The sequence below is a fragment of the Nocardiopsis prasina DSM 43845 genome (assembly GCF_000341265.1).
Classification (GTDB): Bacteria; Actinomycetota; Actinomycetes; order Streptosporangiales; family Streptosporangiaceae; genus Nocardiopsis; species Nocardiopsis prasina.
This window is the reverse complement of record NZ_ANAE01000175.1, coordinates 1-23,659: the sequence shown is the minus strand read 5'-3', so window position 1 is coordinate 23,659 and position 23,659 is coordinate 1. Positions and strand designations below refer to the sequence as shown.

The following is a 23,659-nucleotide window of genomic DNA, read 5'->3' as shown; positions in this document are numbered from 1 at the left end:
GGTGTCGGCCCGCCGGGGACCTCAGCCCAGCAGGCCGTCCAGGGGGATGAGCACACCGGACCCCAGGGCCAGCAGCCCCGTGGAGAACAGCACCACGAGCATGACCAACGATCCCGCCACGGCCAGGCGGAAGGCGCCCAGCCTGCGACGGGCCTTGAGGGTGGACTTCGCCGCCGTGCGGCCCAGCACGAACAGGGCGATCGACAACAGGACCGGGAACCACCAGGCCGCGCCGATCCCGCCGGGCAGCAGGCCGGTCAGCGCCGCGGCCCCCTCGGTCAGGGGGTTGTCGCTGAAGTCCAGCAGACCCGTGTAGGCGTCGGTCACGAACGCGCTCTCGGGGAAGAAACCCTCCCCGGGGCGCACGGCCCGGCCGAGACCGTCCACCAGGCCCAGCAGGGCGGCCGGGTAGGCGAACCGGCGGCACCGGCCAGCCTTCATCGCGCGCTGGATCTGGCCCATCGTCCGGTCGACCCGCCGGGCCGCCCGGTCCTGCCGACGTTTCTCCTTGGCGGTCGCGGGCTCCTGCGGGCGGGTGGGGTCACCGGGCAGTGCCGGGTGGTCCGGCCGGGTGGCAGCGACCGCTCGACGCTGGCGGGCGGTGGCCACCTTCTCCTGTGCCCCCTCCCAGCGTGCCCGTGCCGATCCGCCCAGGGAGGCCCAGCGGTCCTGGCGGCGGGCCCGTCCGTCGGCGCGCTCGCGCTCGGCGATCGAACCGCCGACCCGTGCGGCCTCCGGCAGCAGGAGGAGGGAGGCCAGGACGGCGCTCCGGCTGGCCAGCTGGTCGCCGCCGTCACGCAGCGCCGCCTTGCGCTGCTCTGACCACCACGGCGCGTTCGGTGCGGAGCTGCGCTGCTGCGGGTGCCAGGACTGGCGACGCAGCAGGGACCGGTGCTGCGCGGCGGTGTCGGGCGACAGCACCAGCTCCACCGCGCGCGCCCACGTGGAGTCGATCTCGTGGGAGGCGGGCGGCCGTGGCGCGTCCGGGTTCCGGGTCGAGTCGGGGCGCGCGTCCACCACCCGCTCCAGGGTCTCGTTGACCCGCGCCATCAGCAGCGGGACCTCGTGCTGGACCCGCTCCAGCAGGGCGCAGCGGCCCGATCCGCCCGAGCGGCACTCGGGGTGCGGACACCAGTGCTGGGCGCCCAGTCCCACCACGCCCGACTCCACGGTCTCGCGGACCACGGAGTGGCGGCTGGCGTCGCCCGCGGCCAGGGCCAGCAGCCCGTCCGCGCTGATCTCGTGCCCCCGGAAGCGCGGCGGCATGCCGGGCACGTAGCGGGCGGCCAGGGCGCTGATAGCCACGTGCGCGAGGTCGGGGCGGGCCTCCAGACCGGTGAGGTAGGCGCGGTCGAAGGTGTAGTCGTTGACCTCGCGGTCCAGCCAGGTGCGCAGCTCGGACCAGTGGCTGCGCAGCCACATCGCGCCGGTGTCGGAGCGGTCGAGCAGGTCGAAGGCGAGGCTGGGCGGGTCCTCGTGGGAGGTCCCGGCGAAGTTGATGGGGCGCCGGCGGCTCGCGGTGCGGATCGGCGGGCGCTCCCCGGCCAGCCACGCCGCGACCTCGTCGTACCCCCACCGGGTGGAGGGGGCCAGGGTGAGCAGGCCCCGGGCGAGCAGGCGCCAGCGCTCGTCGGTGATGGCGGAGATGTCCACCTCGGTGTTGCGGGCGGTCAGCCAGTTCCCGCCGCGGTCGGGGCGGCGCCCGGTGGTGAGCTCGTGCACCATGACGCCCAGCGACCACCAGGCGGCCGGTGCCTCACGGCGGCCCTCCACCACCTCGGGGGAGGCGTAGGCCTCGGTGACGGCCTGGCCGCCGTAGACGCGGCTCATGGTGGCGCGGACTGCCCCGCCGAAGTCGGTGAGTGCCACCACCGGCGGGTCCAGTGAGCGGACCAGCAGGTTCTCGGGCTTGACGTCGGTGTGGTTGTGCTGGAGCTCGCTCTGCCAGTGGTGCAGGCAGTCGGCGACGGCGCGGACCACGGCCCGGGCGCCCTCGTCGTCCATGGGGGACTGGTTGATGACCTCGCGCAGGGTGCCCAGGGAGAAGTACTCCTGGGCCTCCCAGGCCAGGTCCTCGCCCCAGGAGCTGGCGGCGGTCCCGTAGCCCTGGATGGCGGGCGTGTGCGGAGAGGCGGTGCCCCGCGCGCGCAGACGGTCCAGGAGTTCGCGGTTGATGTCGTGACCGGGCCGGTACACCTTCAGGGCCAGCTGGCGCCCGGGGGAGTCGGTGGGTTCGGCGAGGTAGACGACGGCCTCGCCGCCCGCGCCGATGTGGTCCAGGACCTGGTAGCGGCGGCGGAGTTCGGCGGGCACGGCGTAGTCGAGGTCGCCCGCGGGGCCCACGACCACGCGGGAGACCAGACGGGCCATCCAGTCGAGGAGGGGCCCGAGGAGTGCCCGCCACCACGGGGTCCGGCCTCCGGAGGGCTGGGACGCGACGACGGCGGGTCGGTTCGTGCCCGGGCGCCCGGTGGCGGCGGCTGGCGCCTGGACCCGGGTGCCGTCGGCGGGCGCGGAGCCCAGGGCGGCGTCGCCGGGCAGGACGGTGGTGCGGTCCGTTCCGTTCGGCGCGCCCGGGGGGACCACGCGGGTGGGCCCGTCGTCCGGGGCGGGGGGCGGCCCCGGGTACGCGCCTCCCGGCTCGGGTGGCGGCGCGGCGCCTGGGCGGAACACGCGTGTGACCCAGCGCGTGGCTCCCACCGCCGGGTTGGCTCGCGTGGTGGGTGTCGTCGGGTCGATCCGCTGGGTGGGTGCGTTCTCGTCACCGGGGTCGGGCGTGACCATCGAGGCCGGAGCCATCCTTCGGATAGGCGGTCGTCTGCGGGTGTCCGGGGGGATCTCCGTGGCGGGGCGGACCCCTCCAGGTTAGGTCGTTCCCGGATCCGGTCGGAGAGGTGGAGCCGCCTCGTTCCGGACCCGTGAACGGTCTTCCCCCGTCACCGGATGGGACTCCTCAAAGGCCGTTCGGGTTCCGGTTTTCGTGACCCTTCGTCACCGGACCCTCCTGCGATGACGGGCGGGGGTCAGTGCTCGCCGCGCGGGGTGATTCCGAGAGCGGCGCAGGCCTCCTGGTACATGCGGACCACCTCGACGCGGATCTGCGCGCGTTCGGTGAGCGGGGCGGCCCAGGGGATACGCACGTCCTCCTCGGTTCCGTCCACGGTGACCGCGTAGTCGCCGCCCTCACCGTCCAGGCCGGTCATCCGGGCGGCGGTCGCGTCGGGTCGGTCGCCCAGGGCGCGGCAGATGAGCAGGGTGTCCTCGGGGTGGTCGCCGTTCATGTGGGCGGTGACGGCGGTGACGACCTCGGGGGCGAAGGGTTGGGACGGCACGGTGGTCTCTCCTGCGGTCTGTGGGGCGCTGCCGGACATACGGAACGGGGGAGGGTCCGTGTGGACCCTCCCCCGTCGACGATATCCGAGGCCCCGCCGGGTTACTGACGGAGTGTCGTCAAAACTCGGGGCGGTGGCGCCGGACCGTGTCGTCGTGCCCGCCGGAGCCGGAGTGGCTCAGGCCTGGCGGGTGAACTCGGCGTCGATCTCGATGGAGATCTTGTCGCCGACGACCACGCCGCCGCTCTCCATCGGCATCTCGATGTCGACGCCGAACTTCTTGCGGCTGATGGTGGTGGAGGCGGCGAAACCGGCGCGGTCCAGGCCGTAGGGGTCGACGGTGGAGCCGTTGAACTCCAGGGCCAGCTCGACCGGGTGGGTGTTCTTCTTGATGGTCAGGTCGCCCTTGAGGACGAAGTCCTCGCCCCTGGCCTCCAGCCCGGTGGAGCGGAAGCTGAACGCGGGGTGGTTGTCGGCCTCGAAGAAGTCGTTGGACCGGATGTGGTTGTCACGGTCGGCGTTGTCGGTGTTGATCGAGCTGGCGTCGATGGTGGCCTCGACGGAGGACTGGGTGGGGTCCTCGGGAACGGTCAGCGTGGCGTCGAACTTCTCGAAGCGGCCACGGACCTTGCTCACCATCATGTGGCGGACGGAGAAGCCGACGATGCTGTGGGCGGTGTCGATCTTCCAGGTGCCGGGCTTGAGTTCCTGATCGGCCATGGTGTCTCTCCCTGTGTTCGGGCGGCCCGGGTGCCGGGTCGACCCACTGGCTGGTTCTTTGTCTGACAACAAAGTACCTTAGAAGTATCTTCCTTGGAAGTAGATTAGGTGTTCGTCCTCGAGGGTGCAAGGGCTTCGCCGCTCCGCCACCGCCACCCGATCCACCGGGCTAGAATCACGCCCATGGAGAAGGCATGGCTCGAACCCGACGAACAGGACGTCTGGCGCGGGTTCCTGCGGATGAACGCGTGGATCTACGACGAACTCGAACACGACCTGCGCGACCGGGACGGCCTCTCCCTCATCGAGTACGGCATCCTCGCCCACCTCTCCGAAGCCCCCGAACAGCGCATGCGGATGCGCGACCTCGCCGAGACCGTGATCGTCTCCAAGAGCCGCCTGTCCCACCAGATCGCCCGCCTCGAACGCGACGGACACGTGCGGCGGGAGAACTGCGAGGACGACCGGCGTGGACTGTGGGCGGTCCTCACCGACGACGGCACCGCGGCCCTTCACCGGGCAGCACCGGGCCACGCCACCCGGGTGCGCTCGCTGATGTTCGACCGGCTCACCCCCGAACAGGTCGACCAGCTCCGGGAGATCGTCGACACGCTCGGCGGCGCCCGACCCTGATCCGCGCGGACTTCCCGGAACCGCCCGCGCCCGCGACGCCCTCCTGTGAGGCTGGTGTCCGCGGGGCGGAGCACACGAGCGCCGACCCCGCGAGACGGCGGCCGAGCCCGCCCGGAACAGGGGAGAGGTCACATGGTTCTGTCCGAGAAGCGACTCCGGAACGCACGCACACCCCGGGTAGAGTCGGAGCCCGTGAGCAGACCATCGATCATCGGCGCCCAGAACTTCCGTGACGACGACGGCAGCGCCGACCCGGACGTCGAGGCAAGCCTGCGTGAGCACGCCGCGGGCCGGACCGGCGACCGACAGGTCCTCGCCGCCCTCAGCGGATCCCGGGTCCTCATCCCCGTGGTGGCCGTGGCCACCGAGACCGAGCAGGGCGTGGGCGGGCTCACCAAGGACAAGAACAGCGAGGTGGCCATCCCCATCATGACCGGCAAGGACGGTCGTCGCGGGGTCCTGGCCTTCACCTCCGTGGACGCCGTACGGCGCTGGCGCCCGGACGCCCGCCCGGTGCCCTTCACCACCCAGGACGCCTGCCAGGCCACCCTGGAGGAGAACGCGGACGCGCTGGTCATCGACGTGTCCGGGCCGGTCCCGCACACCATCCAGGGCCGCTTCCTCACCGTGCTCGCCGAGCAGGGATCGGTCCCCGAGCCCAAGGACGACCCGCAGGTCCTGGGCATCGTCTACGGGGTGACCCACACCGAGTTCGGGATCGAGCGCGTGCGCATCCACCCCTCCGAGCGCGCCGACCTCGGCATCCGCCTCGAACTGGAGGAGCGCGACGACGAGTCGCTGCGCAGGGTCGCCGAGCGGCTCACCGCCGAACTCCGGCACGTGCTGCCCGGCGGTGTCGAACTCAGCGCGGTCGTGCGGGCCCGGCGCGACGACGAGTGACCCCGGGGTTGTCCACAGGTCGCCCCACACCCTGTCGCCGGACGACGCCAACAGGTAGTTTCCGAACATGCCCACCCCCCTGGTGCTCACGTCGTCCCCGCTCCCGTGGGCGGTCCTCGCGGCCGCCGTGCTCTTCGCCCTGGGCCTCACGGTCGGCCGTACCGGCGGCCGGCTGGTCCACCTCTTCGGTACGGCCCTTCCGCCGGGGCCACCCGGCCCCGGGCGGCCCGCTCCCCACCAGGACGCTGCCACAGGTGGAATCGAGGAGCGGGCAGGCGCGCCCGACACACCGACGGCGCCCGTCACCACGACCGTCCCCGACCTGGAGGAGGAACACGACGGGCCCCCGCCGCCCCGCTGCCCGCACTGCCTGAACCCGATCCGCTTCGCCCGGGGGCTCCCCGTCGTCGCCTCCCGTGCCTTCCGGCGGGACGGTACCTGCCCCCACTGCGCGCTCCGGGTCCGACCCCACCCGGCCGTCGTCGCCACCACGGCGCTCCTCTTCGCCGCGGTCGGCGCCCTCAGCCCCGCCCACCTGGCCGACTGGTCGCCGTTCGGGCTCCTGGCCGTGCTCTGGCTCGTCGCTCTCGGCGTCCCGCTGTCCGTCGTCGACCTGCGCGTCATGCGTCTGCCCGACGCCCTCGTCGCCCCCGCCTACCCCGTCGCCGCGCTCCTCCTGGCCGCGGCGGTGCTCCTCCCGCCCTTCGGACCCCACCTGGAGCGCGGCGCCGGTGCCCTGGTCGGCATGGCGCTCATCACGGTCCTCTACTGGCTGATGTGGCGGATCAGACCGGGCGGGCTCGGCTTCGGGGACGTCAAGCTCTCCGGGCTCACCGGCCTCTACGCGGGCTGGGTCGCCGGACCGGTGGGCGCGCTGGTCGCCGCCTTCTGGGCCTTCGCGGCCTTCTCCCTGCTGGGAGTGGTCCTGCTGCTCCTGCGCCGGATCACCCGGGCCGAACCGCTCCCGCTCGGCCCCTTCATGCTCGCCGCCACCCTCGCGACCGTCCTGGCCGGTCACCCCCTGCTTCCGCAACCCTGAACCCGGTGACCACGCCTCCCTCCGATCCGTGGGAGGATCGTGCACATGTTGCGTTGGCTGACCGCGGGGGAGTCCCACGGACCTGCACTCGTCGCGATCCTGGAGGGCCTTCCGGCCGGTGTGTCCGTCACCTCTGACGACATCGCCGCCGCGCTGCTCCGACGTCGCGCCGGGTACGGTCGGGGCGCCCGGATGAAGTTCGAGAAGGACCAGGTCTCCGTTATCGGAGGTATCCGGCACGGCATCACCCAGGGTGGGCCGGTCGCGATCGAGGTCGGAAACACCGAGTGGCCCAAGTGGGAGAAGGTGATGTCGCCCGACCCGGTTCCCGCCGAGGAACTGGACGGCACGGCGCGCAACGCGCCCCTCACCCGCCCCCGCCCCGGGCACGCCGACCTCGTCGGCATGCAGAAATACGGGCACGAGGAGTCCCGCCCGATCCTGGAGCGCGCCAGCGCCCGCGAAACCGCGGCCCGGGTCGCGGTCGGCGAGGTCGCCCGGCAGTTCTGCCGACAGGCGCTCGGTATCGAGATCCTCAGCCACGTGGTCTCCATGGGCCCCGTCGCGGTTCCCGAGGGTGCGCCCGAACCGCGCCCCGAGGACCTCGCGGCGATCGACGAGGACCCGCTGCGCTGCTTCGACACCGCGACCAGCGCCCGCATGGTCGAGGAGGTCGACGACACCAAGAAGTCCGGGGACACCCTGGGCGGCGTCGTCGAGGTCCTCGCCTACAACCTGCCGCCCGGCCTGGGCAGCCACGTGCACTGGGACCGCCGTCTGGACTCCCGCCTGGCCGGGGCCCTCATGGGCATCCAGGCCATCAAGGGCGTGGAGGTCGGTGACGGCTTCCGCACCGCCGCCCGCCGCGGCTCCGAGGCCCACGACGAGATCGAGCCCGGCCCCGACGGTGTCCGCCGCCGCACCAACCGCGCCGGAGGGGTCGAGGGCGGCATGTCCACCGGCGACCCCCTGCGGGTGCGCGCCGCGATGAAGCCCATCGCCACGGTGCCCAAGGCGCTGGACACCATCGACACCGAGACCGGCGAGCCCACCAAGGCCCACCACCAGCGCAGCGACGTCACCGCCGTGCCCGCGGCCGGTGTGGTCGCCGAGGCCATGGTCGCCCTCGTCATCGCCGAGGCCGCCATCGAGAAGTTCGGCGGCGACTCGGTCCCCGAGACCGCCCGCAACCTCCAGGGCTACCTGGACGCGCTGACGATCCGCTAGAACCACCCCGCTGGCCCGCCCTCCTCGGAGAGCGGGCCAGTTCACTTTCACCACCAGGAGCACCCCCATGCACCACCCCCGCCTCGCCACCGTCTGGTGGGACCTGACCGAGTCCGACCAGACCATCGAGTCCCTGCGCGCGTACCTGAAGGAGACGTCCGTCGACGCCTTCGCCGAGGTGCCCGGTCTGCGGCTCAAGGCCTGGATCGCCGACCCCGAGACCAACCGTTGGGGAGCGGTCCTGCTGTGGGAGTCCGCCGCGGCCTCCGAGGGGCCGGTCCCCAGCCGCGCCCTGCAACTCATCGGCTACCCGCCCACCGAGCAGCACGTCTTCGACGTCGAGGCCACCGTGGAGGGACGCTGCGAGGACACCGAACTCAGCCACCGGGGCCTCGCCTTCGCCGCGCAGGCACCCTGACGCCTCGGAGAGGCCCTGCCCACGCGGGCAGGGCCGTGCTGTTCACCGCCTGAGCGCCCTGTGCGGTTGCTTCTCCGGCACGGGGCCCGGAGCTTCCATGACCGTCCCCCGCGCGGACAGTGTCTGTCCCCGCGCACACGGCGATGATCACACTCGGAGCCGTGGTCCGTCCCGTTCGAGCGAGCCACACACCCGCGCGGGGCGGCGCCCCTGCCAGGCGACGGCTGACGGCTGAGGTAGGGGAGCCCCGCGCACGTGGGATGGGTCCTCGCGACTACCGGTAGCGTTGGTCGAACAGAGCCTGCTCCCCGCACGCGCGGGGATGGGCCGCCGTCAGGCGCGGCTCTGAGCAGGCGGTCAGAACGTTCCCCGCGGGCGCGCGGGGGTGACCCCCAGAGGTAGGCAGAGCGTGGCAAGAGCGATCGCGGTGCTCATCGGTTCGCCCGGTTCGGGCAAGTCCACCGTCGGCGAGGCCCTGGCCCGCCGCCTGGACACGGACCTGTTGTGCACCGACACCGAGGTCGAGAAGCGTGCGGGCAAGCCCATCAGCGACATCTTCCTCCAGGAGGGCGAGGAGCACTTCCGCGCCCTGGAGCGCGAGGTCGTCGCCGAGGGCCTGCGCTCGTGGGAGGGCGTCATCGCGGTCGGCGGCGGCGCGGTGCTGAACGAGGACACCCGCAAGGACCTCGTGGACCACCACGTCGTCTACCTCCAGGTGGACTTCGGTGAGGCCGCCAAGCGCGTCGGCATGGACGTCGCCCGCCCGCTGCTGTCCGGGAACCCCCGCACCCAGCTGCGCAGGCTCCTCAACGAACGGCTGCCGGTCTACGAGGGCCTCGCCTCGGTGACCGTGCCCACCACCGAGTACCACCCCGAGGAGATCGTGGACTCGATCGTCGCGTCCCTCCCCACCGGAAAGGCCGCCCAGTGACCGTGACCCGGATCGGCGTGGGGGAGCCCACCGGACGCTACGACGTGGTGGTCGGCAGTGGCATCCTCGCGGAACTGCCCTCCCTGGTCGGCGGCGCCGCGCAGGTGGCCGTCATCCACCCCGAGGGCCTGGACCAGATCGCCCGCCCCGTCGTCGGGGTCCTGGAGGAGGCCGGATACCGCGTCCGGCCCATGCCCGTGCCGAACGGCGAGGCGGCCAAGACCGCCGCGGTCGCCACCGAGCTGTGGTCCCGGTTGGGGTCGTTCAACTTCACCCGCACCGACGCGGTGGTGGGCGTGGGCGGCGGCGCCGTCACCGACCTCGCCGGGTTCGTCGCCGCCACCTGGCTGCGCGGGGTGCGCTCGGTGCTGGTTCCCACCACGCTGCTGGGCATGGTGGATGCCGCCGTGGGCGGCAAGACCGGCATCAACACCCCCGAGGGCAAGAACCTCGTGGGCGCCTTCCACCCCCCCGCCGGGGTGCTGTGCGACCTCGCCACCCTGCCCAGCCTCCCCCGGGCGGACTACGTCGGCGGGCTGGCCGAGATCGTCAAGGCGGGGTTCATCGACGACCCCGTCATCTGCGACCTGGTCGAGGACGACCCCGAGGGCGCCGCCCTTCCGGAGGGCAGGCACACGCGCGAACTCATCGAACGCGCCATCCGGGTCAAGGCCGACGTCGTCTCGGGCGACCTCAAGGAGAGCGGCCGTCGGGAGATCCTCAACTACGGCCACACCCTCGGGCACGCCATCGAGCGCGCCGAGAACTACACCTTCCGGCACGGCTACGCGGTCTCCATCGGCATGGTCTTCGTTGCCGAACTCGCCCGGCTGGACGGGCGCATCGACGACGCGCTGGTGCGCAGACACCGCTCCGTGCTCACCTCCGTGGGCCTGCCCGTGGCCTACGCCGCCGAGGCCTGGCCGGAGCTGCGCGCCACCATGGCCGTGGACAAGAAGGCCCGCGGCTCCACACTGCGATTCGTGGTCCTGGACGGTCTGGCCCGGCCCGCGATCCTGAGCGGACCCGCTCCCGAGCTGCTGGACGAGGCCTACCAGGCGGTCGTGGACGGTTCCTGAGTCCTCGGAAGCCACTAGACTGACCCAAGGCGAGGAGTGCCCGGGTGCCGGTCGGCACAGCCGCCGGCGGCCACGGGAACCACGCCTCGCCCCACTGACCACCGACCGGACCAGCGAGTCCGGTCTCCGACGTGTCACACCCCTGGGAGAGACGACCGAAGTGGCCACGACGAACGACATCAAGAACGGCACGACCCTGCGGCTCGACGGCGGCGTCCTCTGGAACGTCCTGGAGTTCCAGCACGTCAAGCCGGGCAAGGGCGGCGCGTTCGTCCGCACCAAGCTCAAGAACGTCCTCACGGGCAAGATCGTCGACAAGACCTTCAACGCCGGTTCCAAGGTCGAGTTCGCCAGCGTCGACCGCCGTGACATGGAGTACCTGTACCACGACGGTGACTCCTTCATCTTCATGGACACCCAGACCTTCGACCAGATCCCGGTCGGCGACGCCGTGGTCGGCGAGGCCAAGGGCTTCCTGCTGGAGAACACCAAGGTCACGGTGGCCACCAACGAGGGCAACCCGCTCTACATCGAGATGCCCGCCGCCGTCGAGCTGGAGATCACCCAGACCGACCCGGGCGTCCAGGGCGACCGCTCCACCGGCGGCACCAAGCCCGCCACCGTCCAGACCGGCGCCACCATCCAGGTGCCCCTGTTCGTCACCACCGGCGAGCGCGTCAAGGTCGACACCCGCACGGGCGACTACCTCGGGCGTGTCAACTGATGAGTGGCGCACGGCGCAAGGCCCGTCGGCGCGCGGTGGAGGTCCTCTACGAGGCCGAGGTGCGCTCCACCTCGGTGGAGGACGTCATCAAGCGTCGCAGAGCCCAGCCCGAACCGCCGATCAACGAGTTCACGGAGCTGCTGGCCCGCTCCGTTGACGAGCGGCGCGACCGGATCGACTCCCTCCTCGACGAGTACGCCATCGGGTGGACCCTGGAGCGCATGCCGGTCGTCGACCGCAACATCCTCCGGATGGGAGCCTACGAGCTCCTGTGGGCCGAGGACATCCCCGACGGTGTGGCGATCGCCGAGGCCGTCGGTGTCGCCAAGGAGCTGTCCACCGACGAGTCGCCCAACTTCATCAGCGGACTCCTGTCCAGGCTGATGGAGAACAAGGCGACGCTCGCGCTCTGAGACCTCGCGCCGAGGCCGGACACTAGCTGATTGAGGGAACGCAGGTGACTGACAGGAGCGGCACGCCCGCGACCGCCGCGAGCGGTTTCGGCACGGGTGGTCCGACCGGCCCCGGGCGGGCGGCCAACGCGGCCCGCACCGCCGTGGTGTGGGACGCCCTCTCGCGGCTGCTGGACCGTCTCTTCGACGGTGAACCCCTGGAGATCGTCGACGCGGGCGGTGGCACCGGTGGCGCCGCCGTTCCGCTCGCCGAGCTCGGTCACCGCGTGACCGTCGTCGAACCCAGCCCCGACTCCCTGGCCGCCCTGGAGCGCCGCGCCGCCGAGAGCGGTGTCATGGTGCGCGGCGTCCAGGGGGAGACCCAGGACCTGGCCTCGCTCTTCCCGGCCGCCAGCGCCGACCTCGTGCTGGTGCACAACGTGCTGGAGTACGTCGACGACCCCGTCGCCGCGCTGGCCGACGTCGCCGGCGTCACCCGCTCCGGCGGCGCGGTCAGCCTGCTGGTCACCAACGCCGTGGCCGGGGCCCTGCACCGGGTCCTGGCCGGGCACATCACCGAGGCCCGGCACCTGCTGGAGGACCCCGACGGCCGCTGGGGCGGGGCCGACCCCATGCCCCGCCGGTTCACCCGCCAGCAGCTCCTCGACCTGATCGGCCAGTCCGGCCTCACAGGGGAGAGCGTGCGGGGGGTCCGCGTGTTCGCCGACATCCTGCCCGGGCACGCCTGGGAGGGCGACGCCCAGGCCGGACAGCAGCTGGTGGAACTGGAGCGGGCCGTCGCCGACCACCCGGAACTGATCGGCGTCGCCACCCAGCTGCACGCCGTCGCCCTGAAGCCCTAGGGTCGGGGCGGGTCGCTGCGGACAGGGCATAACCTGGGCATATGAGCCGACGTCAACTGGAGCGCGGTGCCGCTCTGCGGGGTGTGGTCACCTCCGAGGGGATCACGCCCCTGCGGTCCGACTTCCCCTTGGACGGCTCCGGTCCGGACGACGACTGCAACATCCTGCACCTGGACATGGACGCGTTCTTCGCGAGCGTGGAACAGCTGCGCCACCCCGAGGCGCGCGGCCGTCCGGTGATCGTGGGCGGCACCGGTCCGCGCAGTGTGGTCTCCTCCGCCGACTACATCGCCCGCCGCCACGGCGTGCACTCGGCGATGCCCATGGCCCAAGCGATGCGGCTGTGTCCGGACGCCCTGGTCTACCCGCCGGACGGGGCCGCCTACCGTCAGGCCTCCGAGGCCGTCATGGACATCCTGGGCTCGGTGACGCCCCTGGTGCAGCCGCTGTCGTTGGACGAGGCCTTTCTGGACGTCTCCGGCGCCCGCCGCCGTCTCGGCGGTCCGGTGCGCATCGCCGCGATGATCCGCGAACGCGTCCGCCGCGAGCAGCGGCTCACCTGTTCGGTCGGGGTGGCCGCCACCCGTTTCGTGGCCAAGCTCGGTTCCACCCACTGCAAGCCCGACGGTCTGCTGCTGGTGCCCACGCGGGAGGTGCACGGCTTCCTGGACCCCCTGCCGATCGGCGCCCTGCCCGGGGTGGGGGACAAGACCGAACGCACGCTCGTCCGGCTGGGGCTGCGCACGGTGGGCGCCCTGTCCCGGGCCGACCCCGACCTGCTGCGCATGGAGCTGGGGGAGAAGGCCGGCGTCCGCCTGGCCGCGCTGTCCCGGGGTGAGGACCCCAGCACGGTCGTCCCCGACACCCCGGACAAGAGTGTCGGCGCGGAGGAGACCTTCGCCGAGGACGTGGATGACCCGGGCCTGATCGACCGCGAGCTGCTGCGGCTGTCCGAGAAGGTGGCCCACCGTATGCGGGTCTCGGGGCAGGTGGGGCGCACGGTGAGCGTGAAGCTGCGCCGGGCCGACTTCTCCACCATCACCAGGGCGCGGACCCTCTCCGAGAGCACGGACGTGGCCCGGGAGATCAGCGCGGTGGCGCGCGCGCTCTACGCGGCGTCGGGGCTGAAGGGCACCCCGCTGCGCCTGGTGGGGGTTCGGGTGGAGGGCGTCGCCCCGGTCGGACAGGCGCACCACCAGCTCGCACTGGGGGAGGAGGACTCGGGTTGGCGGGACGTTGAACGGGTTATGGACCGGGTGAAGGCCCGTTTCGGTCCAGGCGCGATACAGTCGGCCGTATTGGCCAAGCGTGACGAAAACGACGTATGATGCGGCAACTTCCGGGGACCTCTGAACGTTCTCAGAGTAGAACCGGAGTAAGGGTAAGAAGAGAGGCATGGAAGCCGGTGTTTCCGATACAGGGCGAGGGTATCGTGGCCGTAGTGGGTCAGGTACACACGCAGCTTTTCTTTCCACCAGGCGCTAGTGCACCGTATTCTGGGCATACCACTGACCAAGAGACTGTTCATCAGTACCCGTCACCCCAACCGGGGACTGCCGTAGGGAGGCACCGTGCCGCTCTCTGAACACGAGCAGCGCATGCTCGACCAGATCGAGCAGGCGCTGTATGCCGAGGACCCGAAGTTCGCGAACACTGTTCGGCAGACGAACCCCGGAGTCCATTACAAGCGCTGGATCATCAAGGCCGTCATCGGCTTCGTACTCGGTATGGCATTGCTGCTCCTGGGGCTGCTGCTGAGTAGTCCGGACTCGTCGATCGCGGTTCCGGTCACCATCAGCGTCCTCGGGTTCATCTTTATGCTCGCCTCCTTCCTGCTGGGCGCCAACGCCTGGCGCAAGGCCGCCGGGGGCGGCGCGGAGGCGATGCTGGCCGAGGCCGAGACGGAGACCAAACACAAGCGCAGGGGCGCCAAGCGTCCTGGGATGATGAACCGCTTCGAGGAGCGGTGGCGCCGTCGCCAGGAGGGCGAGGAGTAGCAGCCCGCTCGGGACGGACACCGGTCCTCCCAGGTGACGGATGCCCAGAACGCTCGCCCGTTCGCACCGGTGGGGCCCGCACACGCCAGTCGTGTGCGGGCCCCACTGTCGTGTGTGCCCCACGTCGCCCCGTCCGGGCGGCCCCATCCGGAGGCTCCCCATCGGGGCGGTCCCCGGCAGGGCCGACCCGGTCGGTCAGGCGGTGGCGGGAACGGCGTCGGCGGCGACCCGGGGGCGGTGCCACGGGGCCAGGGAGCGCGGCAGCAGCAGGGCGCGGCACCGGTCGCCACGGGTGGCCGCGGCCCTCGCTCCCGACCGGGCCGTGGCGAGGTCGGCGGAGAGCTCGGCACCGTTCGGGTGCTGGTCGTCGCCCGGGGCGGGGGCGTAGCGGGCCGCCTCCTCCGCCAGAGCCAGGCGCCACACGGCGGCGTGCGCCTCCGAGGGCAGCAGCGCCCCGTTCGGGCGGACGGCGCCCAGCCGGGAGGCGGTCGCCCGTGGGCTCTCGGTGAGCGTCCACTCCACCCCCAGGTCCAGGCAGGTGTCCCGCAGCTCCAGCCACGCGGCGTGCGCGGCTGCGGTCCCGCCCGCGGCCACTGCGGCCCGACGCGACCAGCGGATCACGGATCGCACCAGGGCGGGGCCGGCCAACAGCAGCAGTCCGCCGAGCAGACCCACCGCCACCGGCCACCAGGGAGCCGCGCCGGAACCAGCGCTCCCCCCCGGGGTACCGGCGGCGGAGTCCGTGGGATCCTCGTCCGCCTCGGGGGGCGGGCTCGCGTCGGAGGGGCTCGCGGAGGGCTCGTCCTCGGGGCTCGGGCTGGGCTCGGGGGTGTTCGAGGCGCTGGGTTCGGGTTCGGGGCGGAGCTCGGGGGCTGCGTCGCCACCCGCGTACTCGGGGACCGAGGCCGTGCCCTGCCCCTGCGAGGAGGCGGGGGTGGGCTCGAAGCGCAGCCAACCCGCACCCTCGAAGTACAGCTCGGGCCAGGCGTGCGCGTCACCGACCGAGACCGACCAGCTGCCGTCGCCGCCCCGCTGGCCCGCTGTGTAACCCACCGCGACCCGGGCGGGGATGCCCGCCTGGCGGGCCATGACGGCCATCGCCCCCGCGAACTGCTCGCAGTAGCCGACCCTGTCCTCCAGGAGAAAGTAGGACAGCGGGTCGGCGCCGTTCGGGACCGCGGGCGGACTGAGGTCGTAGGTGAAGTCGCCGCCGGTGAAGAACTCCTGGAGGGCGACGGCCCGCTCGTAGGTGGAGTCCGCGTTCTCGGTCAGCGAGTCGGTGAGCTCCTGGACGCGCCCGTCAATGCTGTTGGGGAGGTCGAGGTGGTCGTCGGTCAGGGAGACCGGGGGACCGGCGTCGGCCAGGGCCTCCGCCTCGGGGCGGTACTCGGAGGACTCCACGGTGAAGTCGAACCCGGTCGAGGGGGTGTCGGTGGTGAAGACCATCAGGGTGGCGGGGTCCACGTACCAGTCGCCGGACACGTCCACCGAGCGCGCCGGGTAGGGCAGGGGCAGGAACTCCATGCGGGGTGCGTCGGAGGTCAGCGACACCTGGGTGGTGACAGCCGTTCCGGAGTCACGGCTCCAGCCCGTGGGCAGCGGGAGGGTGCCCCTGAGCGCGGAGTCGCGTCCGGTGCGGACCGGCGACATCGTCCAGTTCTCGCCGCCGAACTCGTCCAGGACGTAGGTGCGCAGGTACTCGGGCTCCTCGGCGTCACTTCGGTAGGTCAACACCGTGCGGTCGGAGGAGGCCGCCAGGTCACGGCGGAGCGAGACCAGCGGGTGGGTGGTGGTCACGCTGCCGCTGGAGCCGAACTCGGCGCCGTCCGCCATCGTGCGGAAGGCGTCGGTGCGCAGCGACGGCACCATCAACGGGAGGGACAGGGCCAGGAGGATCGCGACGGAGGCGGCGACGACCACGGTGCCCAGCTGGGCGGCGCCCGCCACGAACCGGCTGCCGGGGGGGTGCCCGTCCGGGACCCGGACCCCCCACTCACGCCCGCGGACCCACATGTCCGTGGCCAGCAGGGTCACGTACCCCGCCGCGCAGACGGCGGCCTGCACCCAGGTCAGACCGGCACCGTCCACGGCCAACGGCACCACGATCAGTGCCAGGAGCAGCCCGCCCACCATGCCCGGGCAGCGGGCGGTCACCGCGAGGAAGTCCGCCGTCATCGTGAACACCAGGAAGGTCAGCGCGATGATCAGCTGGAGCCCGGTGGTGGTCGGAACCGGGGGAGTGCTGGTGTTGATGCCGTTGACGCCCTGCTCGAACAGCACCCAGGCCTGCTCGAAGGTGGCCGCGGTCGGCACGACACCGAGGAACCCGGTGCCCGGGGTGAGGATCGGGGTGAACAGCAGCGCCGCCACCAGCAGTTGGAGGAACGGCACCGGGATCGAGGTGCGTCCGGTGAGGCGGTACAGGGCGGACACCAGGGTCACCGCGACCATGAGGACGACGGCGGGCCCCCACCAGCCGTCGCCGCGGATGAGCCCGCCGAGCAGCGGCAGCGCCGCCAGCATGGAGACCAGGGCGGCCAGGGGCATCAGTGTTCGCGACAGTCTCAACGGGACCCCTCCCAGGGGACACGGGTGCCTGCCGGGGCCAGCGGCGTCTCGCCTGTGAGGCGGCCTCCGGGGGCTACGGGGGACATGGGGGAGACCCCGGAACCGGGGGTGATCGCCCGCCCCCACAGCGGGGGGAGTTCGGCGGGGTCGGCGACCGGAACCACCCGCCAGCCGTTGGCGGCCAGCAGCTCGGCGGTTCTCCGGGTGTGCTCGGCGTCGGTCCACGCGGCCCGCGTGCACAGCACCGCCACGTGGAGCCCGGAGCCGCGCACCCGGGACAGCGCAGCGGCGTCCTCGGGCGACAACGCGCCCAGGACGGCCACCACCAGACTGGACGAGGAACCCCGCGCGCCCTCCAGGGTGCTGATCCCTCCGTACAGGCTGTCCGCCTCGGAGGCTTCCACGGTGGCGAGCCCGTCCAGCACACCCGAGGTGTTCCCGGTGTGCAGCTGGCCCCGCTCGGTGTGCAGACGCAGTTCGTGCCCGTTGTCCAGGAGGTTCACCGCCACGGAGGCGGCCACGCTGACCGCTGTCTCCAGCGAGTCCCGGACACCCTCGCCGTCGTGCGCCCCGAACCTGGTGTCCAGGAGCAGGGTGCTGTGCTCCCGCCAGTGCTGCTCGTCCCGGCGCACCATGAGTTCGCCGTGCTTGGCGGTGGAACGCCAGTGCACCCGGCGCATCTCGTCGCCGTAGCGGTACTCCCGCGGAATGGGGTCCTGCTCCCCGGCACCGGTCACCGAACGGCGGGGCGAGTGCTCCCCCTGGGAACCGTCGGAGACACCGAGCGTGGAGAGCGGGACCACGGGCGGGGTGACCAGCAGCGGAGTGGGCGCACCGACCTGACGGGTCACCCGGACGCAGCCCAGGGGGTCCACCACGCTGACCCGCAGCGGGCCGATCGGATAGCGGCCGCGGACCGCCGGACGCACCAGGTAGGTGACGTCCCGCACCGCCCTCGCGGACAGGAAGCCCACCGTGTAGCGGGGCTCGTACCCGAGCCGGACCGGCAGGGCGTCCTCGATCCGCAGCCAGACCACCGGCCAGGCGGTGGAGGCGTTGCCGATCCGCACCAGGACCCGGGTGTCGGTTCCGGCGGGGATCCGGTTCGGTTGCAGCGCCCGGCTCTGCACCACCCGACCGGTCGCGCCCAGGATCGTCAGCGCCGAGATCGGGGGCACCAGGAGCAGGAAGAGACCCACACCCGCGAGCTCCCGCTGACCGATGACGAAACCGCACACGAGCGCGACGACGCCGAAGAACAACATCAGACCACCGCGTGCGGTGAGGGTACGTTGCGGGCGCATGGTCCGTCTCTCGGGGATCAGGGGGCAGAGGGTCAGCGGGGGCCGGGCACGGGTAGCCGGGAGACCAGCTTGGCGACGATCTGCTCGGCGCTGAGCCGCTCCATCTGGGCCTCGGGGCCGGGCAGCAGCCTGTGGGCGAGGACCGGGACGGCCAGTGCCTGGACGTCGTCGGGGACGACGTAGTGGCGCCCCTCCAGGGCGGCGTGCGCCCGCGCGGCGCGGACCAGGTGCAGGGTGGCGCGGGGAGAGGCGCCCAACCTGAGTTCGGGGGCGGTCCGGGTCGAGTTGACCAGGTCCACGACGTAGCGGCGCATGCCCGGGGCCATGTGCACGTTGTGCACGCGGTCCACCAGGGATCGGATCTCCGCCGCGTTGGTCACCGGCTCCATACGGTCCAGCGGCGAGCGGGTGCTGTGGCTGTCGATCATGTCCAGCTCGGCCTGGGGTGAGGGGTAACCCACCGAGACCCGGGCCATGAAGCGGTCCCGCTGTGCCTCGGGCAGCGCGTAGGTGCCCTCCATGTCGGCCGGGTTCTGCGTGGCGACGACCATGAACGGCCGCTCCAGGGCGCGCGTCTGGCCGTCCACGCTGACCTGCCGCTCCTCCATGCACTCCAGGAGCGCCGACTGCGTCTTCGGCGAGGCGCGGTTGATCTCGTCGCCGAGCACGATGTTGGCGAAGACCGGGCCGGGGTTGAACTCGAACTCGTTGCGGTCCTGGTGGTAGACGCTCACACCGGTGATGTCGCTGGGGAGCAGGTCCGGGGTGAACTGGACGCGCTGCACCGAGCAGTCGACGGCGCGGCCCAGGGCCTTGGCCATCATCGTCTTGCCCACGCCGGGAACGTCCTCGACGAGGAGGTGGCCCTCAGCGAGCAGGACGGTCAGCGCGATGCGCAGCACGTCGGGCTTGCCCTCGATGACCGTCTCGATCGCGCCACGGACGCGTTCGGCGACGGCGACAACGGCACCGACGTCTCCTCGGACGTCGCCCCCGTGACCGTCCTGCTGTGTGCCGAGTGACACGAGAACCCTCTCGATCGGTGTGTCTGCGTGTATCGCTCCGAGGCTAGGGCCAATCAGATCCCTTGCAAACCAAAATGCCGGAATCGGCCGCCGAACGGTTGCCCGGGGGGTGGAGGTGGTGCGCGACGCACGCGGGCGTCGTGGTGCCCCACGCGCCGACCGTTCCCATCCCGCCATTCTGACCTGCGCATTTGTCGATTCTTCAGCGTCTGAATACGGATTGAAGCTGTTGACGGTGGGGAAGAGTGGAGTAAGGTGGAGCAGCGTGGAGAGGGTGAATTCTCCGCATAGGGGTGAGGGGGTGAGTGTGTGTTCCTCGGCACCCACACACCTCGCCTCGATCAGAAGGGACGGCTGTTCCTTCCCGCGAAGTACCGCGACGAACTGTCGGGGGGTCTGGTGATCACGAAGGGCCAGGAGCGCTGTCTCTACGTCTTTCCGGCGGACGAGTTCCGCCGCGTCACCGACGCCCTGCGCTCCGCACCGGTCACCGCCAAGGCGGTCCGCGACTACAGCCGCGTCCTCTTCGCCAGCGCGTCCGACGAGTCCTGCGACAAACAGGGCAGGATCACGATCCCGTCGAAGCTGCGCGCCTACGCGGGCCTGGACCGCGAGTGCGTCGTCATCGGGGCCAACACACGCCTGGAGATCTGGGACGCCGCCGCGTGGTCGGAGTACGAGACCGAGCAGGAGCAGGCGTTCTCGCAACTCTCAGAGGAGGTGCTGCCCGGGGTGCTGTGACGGCGGGGCGGTCGCTGGAACGCCTCGAACCACCAGCACACAGTCCATGCAACGCCGGGACCGGTGGCGGTCTCCGGAGACGGTCACACGAGCTGGCGCGACTTCCCCGGTGCCAGGTCGTGAGCGTTCGCCCACCGAAAGGTGGACAATAGCGGCCGTGTCCGGAGGCCCCGCCGGTTACTTCGGAGGGGCCACGCGAAGGACACCGTGGAGCGCGCCCAGTGCGCTGCACGGACCCAGGGGGAGATCGCGACAGCGTGGAGGAACAGCAGCGCATGGGGGACAACCGGCAGGACGGGCGGCCCGAAGGGGACCGCTCGACGGACCACGGGGCCGACGACATCGCGGCCCGCATCCAGGCGGCCAGGGCGGGGATCGACCCCCTGCACGTGCCGGTGATGCTCGACCGGATCGTGGAACTGCTCGCACCGGCGCTCAGCAGGCCCGGGGCGGTGTTCGTCGACGGCACCCTCGGGTTGGGCGGACACTCCGAGGCGCTGCTCAAGGCCTGCCCCACCATGAGGCTGGTCGGCGTGGACCGGGACACCACCGCCCTGGAACGCAGCGCCAAGCGCCTCGCACCCTACGCGGACCGGACCCACTTCGTCCACGCCGTCTACTCAGAGATCCCGCGCGCACTCGACGAGGCCGGGGCGGAGCACGCCGACGCGGTCCTGCTCGACCTCGGTGTCTCCTCGCCGCAGCTGGACGAGACCGAACGCGGCTTCGCCTACGCCCACGACGCGCCCCTCGACATGCGCATGGACGGTACCCAGGCGCTCACCGCCGCCGAGGTCGTCAACGACTACTCCGTCGCCGAGCTCACCCGGGTCCTGCGCACCTACGGTGAGGAGCGCTTCGCCTCCCGTGTGGCCAGGGCGATCGAACGCCGCCGCGCCCAGGGACGCATCGACTCCACCAGGGAACTGGCCGAACTGGTGCGCGACGCCATCCCCGCCGCCACCCGCCGCACCGGCGGCCACCCCGCCAAGCGCACCTTCCAGGGCCTGCGCATCGAGGTCAACGCCGAGCTCTCCATCCTCAAGGAGACCCTGCCCGCCGCGATCTCCCGCCTGGACGTCGGCGGCCGCATCGCGGTGCTGTCCTACCACTCGCTGGAGGACCGGATGACCAAGAGGGCACTCGCAGCCCTGGCCACCGACACCACACCCGCCGACCTTCCGGTCCCCCTCCCGGACCGCCAACCGGAACTCCGGCTCCTCACCAGGGGCTCGGAACTCCCCACGGACGAAGAGAACGAACGCAACCCGCGCGCACAGTCGGCACGCCTCCGGGTGGCCGAACGTGTGCGCTGGCCGTCGCGGCAGTAGGGAGACCAGATGGGCACGAAGACGGACACGAAGACGGACACGCGCCGCACCACCAAGGGGCGGGCGACGACCACCAGGCGCACAGGGGCCACCAGGCGTCCACCGGCGCCCAAACGTCCGGCGCGCCCAGCGGCGACCACACGCACAGGCGGTACCGGACCCGCGCCGAAGATCCCGTTCGTCCTGCTCATTTTGTGCCTTCTCGGCGGTGCGCTGGTGTCACTCCTGGTGCTGCGCAGCGTCGTCGCCCAGGAGGCGTACACGATCACCAGTCTCCAGTCGGAGAACCGGGAGATGTCCTACGTGGAGCAGCAGCTGGAGAAGTCGGTGGCCCACATGGAGACCTCCGAGCGCATCGCCAGGGAGGCCGAGGAGATGGGGATGGAGCAGGGGGACGCTCCGCTCTTCCTCGACCTGGACAGTGGTGAGATCACCGGCAGCGGTACGGACACCGGGAACGTTGGGAGCGGAGAGTGAGCAACCCCCGGGACCGCCGCCCCCGTGACCCCCGTGGACCCGGAGCGGCGGGACGCTCCGGGTCCCGGCCCAGCAAGCGTCCCCAGCGGGAGCCCAGGCGCCCCGCCAGCGGTGCCCGCGCGAGTTCCGGAGCGAACCGTGGCGGGTCCGCGCGCGAGGTGCGCAGGGGCGGTGAACGGCCGCGGCGACGGAGCCCGGCCCCGCCGCCTCCGCCGCCGCTCCTGCGGCGCACCTTCCGGCAGGGCGACCCGAACAAGCGCATCAGGATGGGCGGGGCCATCATCGTGGTGATCCTCCTCCTGTTCGCGGGGAGGCTCACCCAGATCCAGGGGGTGGAGGCCGAGAGGTACGCCGAGGCCGCCGCGAACCTGCGGCTCCAGACCATCGACATCCCCACCCTGCGCGGACAGATCACCGATGCCGGGGGCAACCCGTTCGCACTGTCAGCCGAGGTGCGCACCGTCTTCGTTGACCCCGAGGAGGTCAAGGAGGAGGAGCGCGACCAGCTCGTGGACGAGCTGGTCACCCGCTTCGACCTGGAGCAGGAGGAGGTCGAGGCCAAGGTCGACGCCGCGCCCAGCCGCTATCAGGTGGTGGCCACGTTGGTGTCGCCGGAGGACTGGCAGGACATGCGTGACCTCGGCCTGTCCGGTGTGGGGGCCGAGGTGGACTACGAACGCGTCTACCCGGAGGAGACCGGCGCCGCGGACCTGGTCGGCTTCGTCGGTTCGGAGGGGCACGGCCTGGAGGGGCTGGAGGGCTACCTGGACTCCACGCTCGCCGGTGAGGCCGGCAAGCGGCAGGTCGAGGTGGGTAACGACGGTACCCAGATCCCCATGGCGGGCGGTCTGGTGCGCGAGCCCGAGCCCGGTCAGGACGTGCGCCTGACCCTGGACCGGGACCTCCAGTGGTTCGTCCAACAGGCCCTGGCCGAACGCGTGGAGGAGTTGGACGCCGAGGGCGGGAGCGCCATCGTCACCAACACCGACCAGGAGATCCTCGCGATGGCGGACTACCCGTCCTACTCGCAGCACGACATCTCCGCCACCGGGCCCGAGGAGTGGTCCAACGGAGCCGTGGCGGAGACCTTCGAGCCGGGCAGTACCAACAAGGTGATCACGGTCGCCGCCGCGCTCGAGGAGGAGCTGACCACACCGGAGACGGTGTACACGGTGCCGTACACCCTCCAGTACTACGACCAGACCTTCCGCAACTCCACCAACAACGGCACCCAGCGGCTGACCGTCAACGGCATCATGGCGCAGTCCAGCAACGTGGGCACCATCAAGATCGCCGACCAGGTCAAGGCGGGGGTGCTGCACACCTACATGAAGGACTTCGGCCTGGGACAGCCCACCGGTCTCGCCCTGCCGGGGGAGGAGTCCGGGGTGCTCACCGACCCCGACGACTGGTGGGGGACCCAGCTGCCGTCGGTGTCCATCGGGCACGGCCTGTCGGTGAACGCGACCCAGATGGCCTCGGTCTACGGCACGATCGCCAACGGCGGGGTTCGCGTCGAGCCCCGGCTCATCGCGGGAACCGTCGACACGGACGGGGAGTTCACCCCCGCCGAGGAGCCGGAGAAGACCAGGGTCGTCAGTAAGGAGACCGCCGACCAGCTCGCCCTGATGCTCGAAGCCGTCACCAGCGACGAGGGCACCGCGCCCCAGGCCCGCATCGACGGCTACCGAGTAGCGGGCAAGACCGGTACCGCCAACCGGATCAACCCGGAGACAGGCGGCTACGACGGCGGTGGCTACACGGCGACCTTCGCGGGCTTCGCCCCGGCGGACAACCCCGAGCTCATCGTCCAGGTGGTCCTGCACAACCCGCAGGAGACCTACTACGGCGGTGAGGCCGCAGGACCGGTGTTCAACGACATCATGTCCTTCGCCCTCAAGACCATGAAGGTCCCCCCGACGGACACCGAGCCCCCGGCCATCCGCCTCTTCGAAGAA

At 71.8% G+C, this 23,659-nt stretch carries 22 protein-coding genes; 16 read left to right on the top strand and 6 right to left on the bottom strand.

The genetic code is table 11. The features are described from left to right. Positions 1-21 precede the first annotated feature (21 nt). From D452_RS0121205 to D452_RS0121195, 3 genes are all read right to left on the bottom strand, one after another. Entirely contained in the window at positions 22-2,784 is a 2,763-nt protein-coding gene (locus tag D452_RS0121205) for a serine/threonine-protein kinase (RefSeq protein ID WP_026129528.1), read from the bottom strand. Positions 2,785-3,023: 239 nt separating this feature from the next. Continuing rightward, positions 3,024-3,371 (bottom strand): DUF2470 domain-containing protein, encoded by a 348-nt coding sequence (locus D452_RS0121200; RefSeq protein WP_017546150.1) that lies wholly within the window; start codon positions 3,369-3,371, stop codon positions 3,024-3,026. A 138-nt stretch (positions 3,372-3,509) separates the two neighbouring features. Further along, positions 3,510-4,052 (bottom strand): YceI family protein, encoded by a 543-nt coding sequence (locus tag D452_RS0121195; RefSeq protein ID WP_017546149.1) that lies wholly within the window; start codon positions 4,050-4,052, stop codon positions 3,510-3,512. Between the two features lie 183 nt (positions 4,053-4,235). On the opposite strand from D452_RS0121195, the gene D452_RS0121190 reads away from it, so the two are divergent. The 12 genes from D452_RS0121190 (at position 4,236) to D452_RS0121135 (ending at position 14,255) form a co-directional block, all read left to right on the top strand. Then, entirely contained in the window at positions 4,236-4,685 is a 450-nt protein-coding gene (locus D452_RS0121190) for a MarR family winged helix-turn-helix transcriptional regulator (RefSeq protein ID WP_017546148.1), read from the top strand. A 192-nt stretch (positions 4,686-4,877) separates the two neighbouring features. Further along, complete coding sequence (locus tag D452_RS0121185) at positions 4,878-5,585, top strand: SseB family protein (protein ID WP_026129526.1); 708 nt, start codon at positions 4,878-4,880, stop codon at positions 5,583-5,585. 67 nt (positions 5,586-5,652) lie between these two features. Beyond that, a complete protein-coding gene (locus tag D452_RS0121180; RefSeq protein ID WP_017546146.1) occupies positions 5,653-6,624 on the top strand; it encodes a prepilin peptidase in 972 nt (323 codons plus the stop codon). Positions 6,625-6,669: 45 nt separating this feature from the next. After that, positions 6,670-7,851, top strand: a complete 1,182-nt coding sequence (gene aroC, locus D452_RS0121175; RefSeq protein WP_017546145.1) for a chorismate synthase — start codon at positions 6,670-6,672, stop codon at positions 7,849-7,851. A gap of 67 nt (positions 7,852-7,918) precedes the next feature. Continuing rightward, positions 7,919-8,269: a hypothetical protein gene (locus tag D452_RS0121170; protein WP_017546144.1), complete on the top strand. Its 351-nt coding sequence runs from the start codon at positions 7,919-7,921 to the stop codon at positions 8,267-8,269. Between the two features lie 427 nt (positions 8,270-8,696). Further along, positions 8,697-9,200, top strand: a complete 504-nt coding sequence (locus D452_RS0121165) for a shikimate kinase (RefSeq protein WP_017546143.1) — start codon at positions 8,697-8,699, stop codon at positions 9,198-9,200. Then, positions 9,197-10,279 (top strand): 3-dehydroquinate synthase, encoded by a 1,083-nt coding sequence (aroB, locus tag D452_RS0121160; protein WP_017546142.1) that lies wholly within the window; start codon positions 9,197-9,199, stop codon positions 10,277-10,279. Before D452_RS0121165 ends, aroB begins: the two co-directional genes overlap by 4 nt. A gap of 160 nt (positions 10,280-10,439) precedes the next feature. Next, complete coding sequence (efp, locus tag D452_RS0121155) at positions 10,440-11,003, top strand: elongation factor P (protein ID WP_017546141.1); 564 nt, start codon at positions 10,440-10,442, stop codon at positions 11,001-11,003. Next, positions 11,003-11,416 (top strand): transcription antitermination factor NusB, encoded by a 414-nt coding sequence (nusB, locus tag D452_RS0121150; RefSeq protein ID WP_026129525.1) that lies wholly within the window; start codon positions 11,003-11,005, stop codon positions 11,414-11,416. The genes efp and nusB overlap by 1 nt, the downstream gene beginning before the upstream one ends. A 44-nt stretch (positions 11,417-11,460) precedes the next feature. Then, positions 11,461-12,258: a methyltransferase domain-containing protein gene (locus D452_RS0121145; RefSeq protein ID WP_017546139.1), complete on the top strand. Its 798-nt coding sequence runs from the start codon at positions 11,461-11,463 to the stop codon at positions 12,256-12,258. A 41-nt stretch (positions 12,259-12,299) separates the two neighbouring features. After that, positions 12,300-13,586 carry a DNA polymerase IV gene (gene dinB, locus D452_RS0121140; RefSeq protein ID WP_051061343.1) on the top strand — a complete coding sequence of 429 codons (1,287 nt, stop codon included), beginning with the start codon at positions 12,300-12,302 and terminating at the stop codon, positions 13,584-13,586. 243 nt (positions 13,587-13,829) lie between these two features. Continuing rightward, entirely contained in the window at positions 13,830-14,255 is a 426-nt protein-coding gene (locus tag D452_RS0121135; protein ID WP_017546137.1) for a DUF3040 domain-containing protein, read from the top strand. A 195-nt stretch (positions 14,256-14,450) separates the two neighbouring features. Here the strand turns inward: D452_RS0121135 and D452_RS0121130 are convergent, their stop codons facing one another. Genes D452_RS0121130 through D452_RS0121120 form a run of 3 tightly spaced genes read right to left on the bottom strand, consistent with a single transcriptional unit; the run spans position 14,451 to position 19,152 of the window. Continuing rightward, positions 14,451-16,802, bottom strand: coding sequence for a transglutaminaseTgpA domain-containing protein (locus D452_RS0121130; RefSeq protein ID WP_017546136.1), 2,352 nt, complete (start codon positions 16,800-16,802; stop codon positions 14,451-14,453). A gap of 17 nt (positions 16,803-16,819) precedes the next feature. Continuing rightward, positions 16,820-18,127 (bottom strand): DUF58 domain-containing protein, encoded by a 1,308-nt coding sequence (locus tag D452_RS0121125; RefSeq protein WP_026129523.1) that lies wholly within the window; start codon positions 18,125-18,127, stop codon positions 16,820-16,822. A gap of 32 nt (positions 18,128-18,159) precedes the next feature. Continuing rightward, positions 18,160-19,152, bottom strand: a complete 993-nt coding sequence (locus tag D452_RS0121120) for an AAA family ATPase (protein ID WP_017546134.1) — start codon at positions 19,150-19,152, stop codon at positions 18,160-18,162. 309 nt (positions 19,153-19,461) lie between these two features. Between D452_RS0121120 and mraZ the strand changes: the two genes are divergently transcribed. The 4 genes from mraZ to D452_RS0121100 form a co-directional block, all read left to right on the top strand. Next, complete coding sequence (gene mraZ, locus D452_RS0121115) at positions 19,462-19,893, top strand: division/cell wall cluster transcriptional repressor MraZ (protein ID WP_017546133.1); 432 nt, start codon at positions 19,462-19,464, stop codon at positions 19,891-19,893. Between the two features lie 275 nt (positions 19,894-20,168). Beyond that, a complete protein-coding gene (rsmH, locus tag D452_RS0121110; RefSeq protein WP_017546132.1) occupies positions 20,169-21,224 on the top strand; it encodes a 16S rRNA (cytosine(1402)-N(4))-methyltransferase RsmH in 1,056 nt (351 codons plus the stop codon). Between the two features lie 9 nt (positions 21,225-21,233). Continuing rightward, positions 21,234-21,701: a hypothetical protein gene (locus D452_RS30485; protein WP_026129522.1), complete on the top strand. Its 468-nt coding sequence runs from the start codon at positions 21,234-21,236 to the stop codon at positions 21,699-21,701. Continuing rightward, positions 21,698-23,659, top strand: a 1,962-nt coding sequence (locus tag D452_RS0121100) for a peptidoglycan D,D-transpeptidase FtsI family protein (protein WP_040694521.1), incomplete at its 3' end; no start/stop codon positions are given. The genes D452_RS30485 and D452_RS0121100, both read left to right, overlap by 4 nt.

Excerpts from the sequence above, each read along its gene's own strand:
- D452_RS0121170 (WP_017546144.1), top strand. The coding sequence starts at position 7,919 with ATGCACCACCCCCGCCTCGCCACCGTCTGGTGGGACCTGACCGAGTCC.
- D452_RS0121125 (WP_026129523.1), bottom strand. The coding sequence starts at position 18,127 with ATGCGCCCGCAACGTACCCTCACCGCACGCGGTGGTCTGATGTTGTTC.
- aroC (WP_017546145.1), top strand. The coding sequence starts at position 6,670 with ATGTTGCGTTGGCTGACCGCGGGGGAGTCCCACGGACCTGCACTCGTC.
- D452_RS0121180 (WP_017546146.1), top strand. The coding sequence starts at position 5,653 with ATGCCCACCCCCCTGGTGCTCACGTCGTCCCCGCTCCCGTGGGCGGTC.
- D452_RS30485 (WP_026129522.1), top strand. The coding sequence starts at position 21,234 with ATGGGCACGAAGACGGACACGAAGACGGACACGCGCCGCACCACCAAG.
- dinB (WP_051061343.1), top strand. The coding sequence starts at position 12,300 with ATGAGCCGACGTCAACTGGAGCGCGGTGCCGCTCTGCGGGGTGTGGTC.
- D452_RS0121195 (WP_017546149.1), bottom strand. The coding sequence starts at position 4,052 with ATGGCCGATCAGGAACTCAAGCCCGGCACCTGGAAGATCGACACCGCC.
- rsmH (WP_017546132.1), top strand. The coding sequence starts at position 20,169 with ATGGGGGACAACCGGCAGGACGGGCGGCCCGAAGGGGACCGCTCGACG.
- D452_RS0121190 (WP_017546148.1), top strand. The coding sequence starts at position 4,236 with ATGGAGAAGGCATGGCTCGAACCCGACGAACAGGACGTCTGGCGCGGG.
- D452_RS0121130 (WP_017546136.1), bottom strand. The coding sequence starts at position 16,802 with ATGCCCCTGGCCGCCCTGGTCTCCATGCTGGCGGCGCTGCCGCTGCTC.
- D452_RS0121200 (WP_017546150.1), bottom strand. The coding sequence starts at position 3,371 with ATGTCCGGCAGCGCCCCACAGACCGCAGGAGAGACCACCGTGCCGTCC.
- nusB (WP_026129525.1), top strand. The coding sequence starts at position 11,003 with ATGAGTGGCGCACGGCGCAAGGCCCGTCGGCGCGCGGTGGAGGTCCTC.
- D452_RS0121205 (WP_026129528.1), bottom strand. The coding sequence starts at position 2,784 with ATGGTCACGCCCGACCCCGGTGACGAGAACGCACCCACCCAGCGGATC.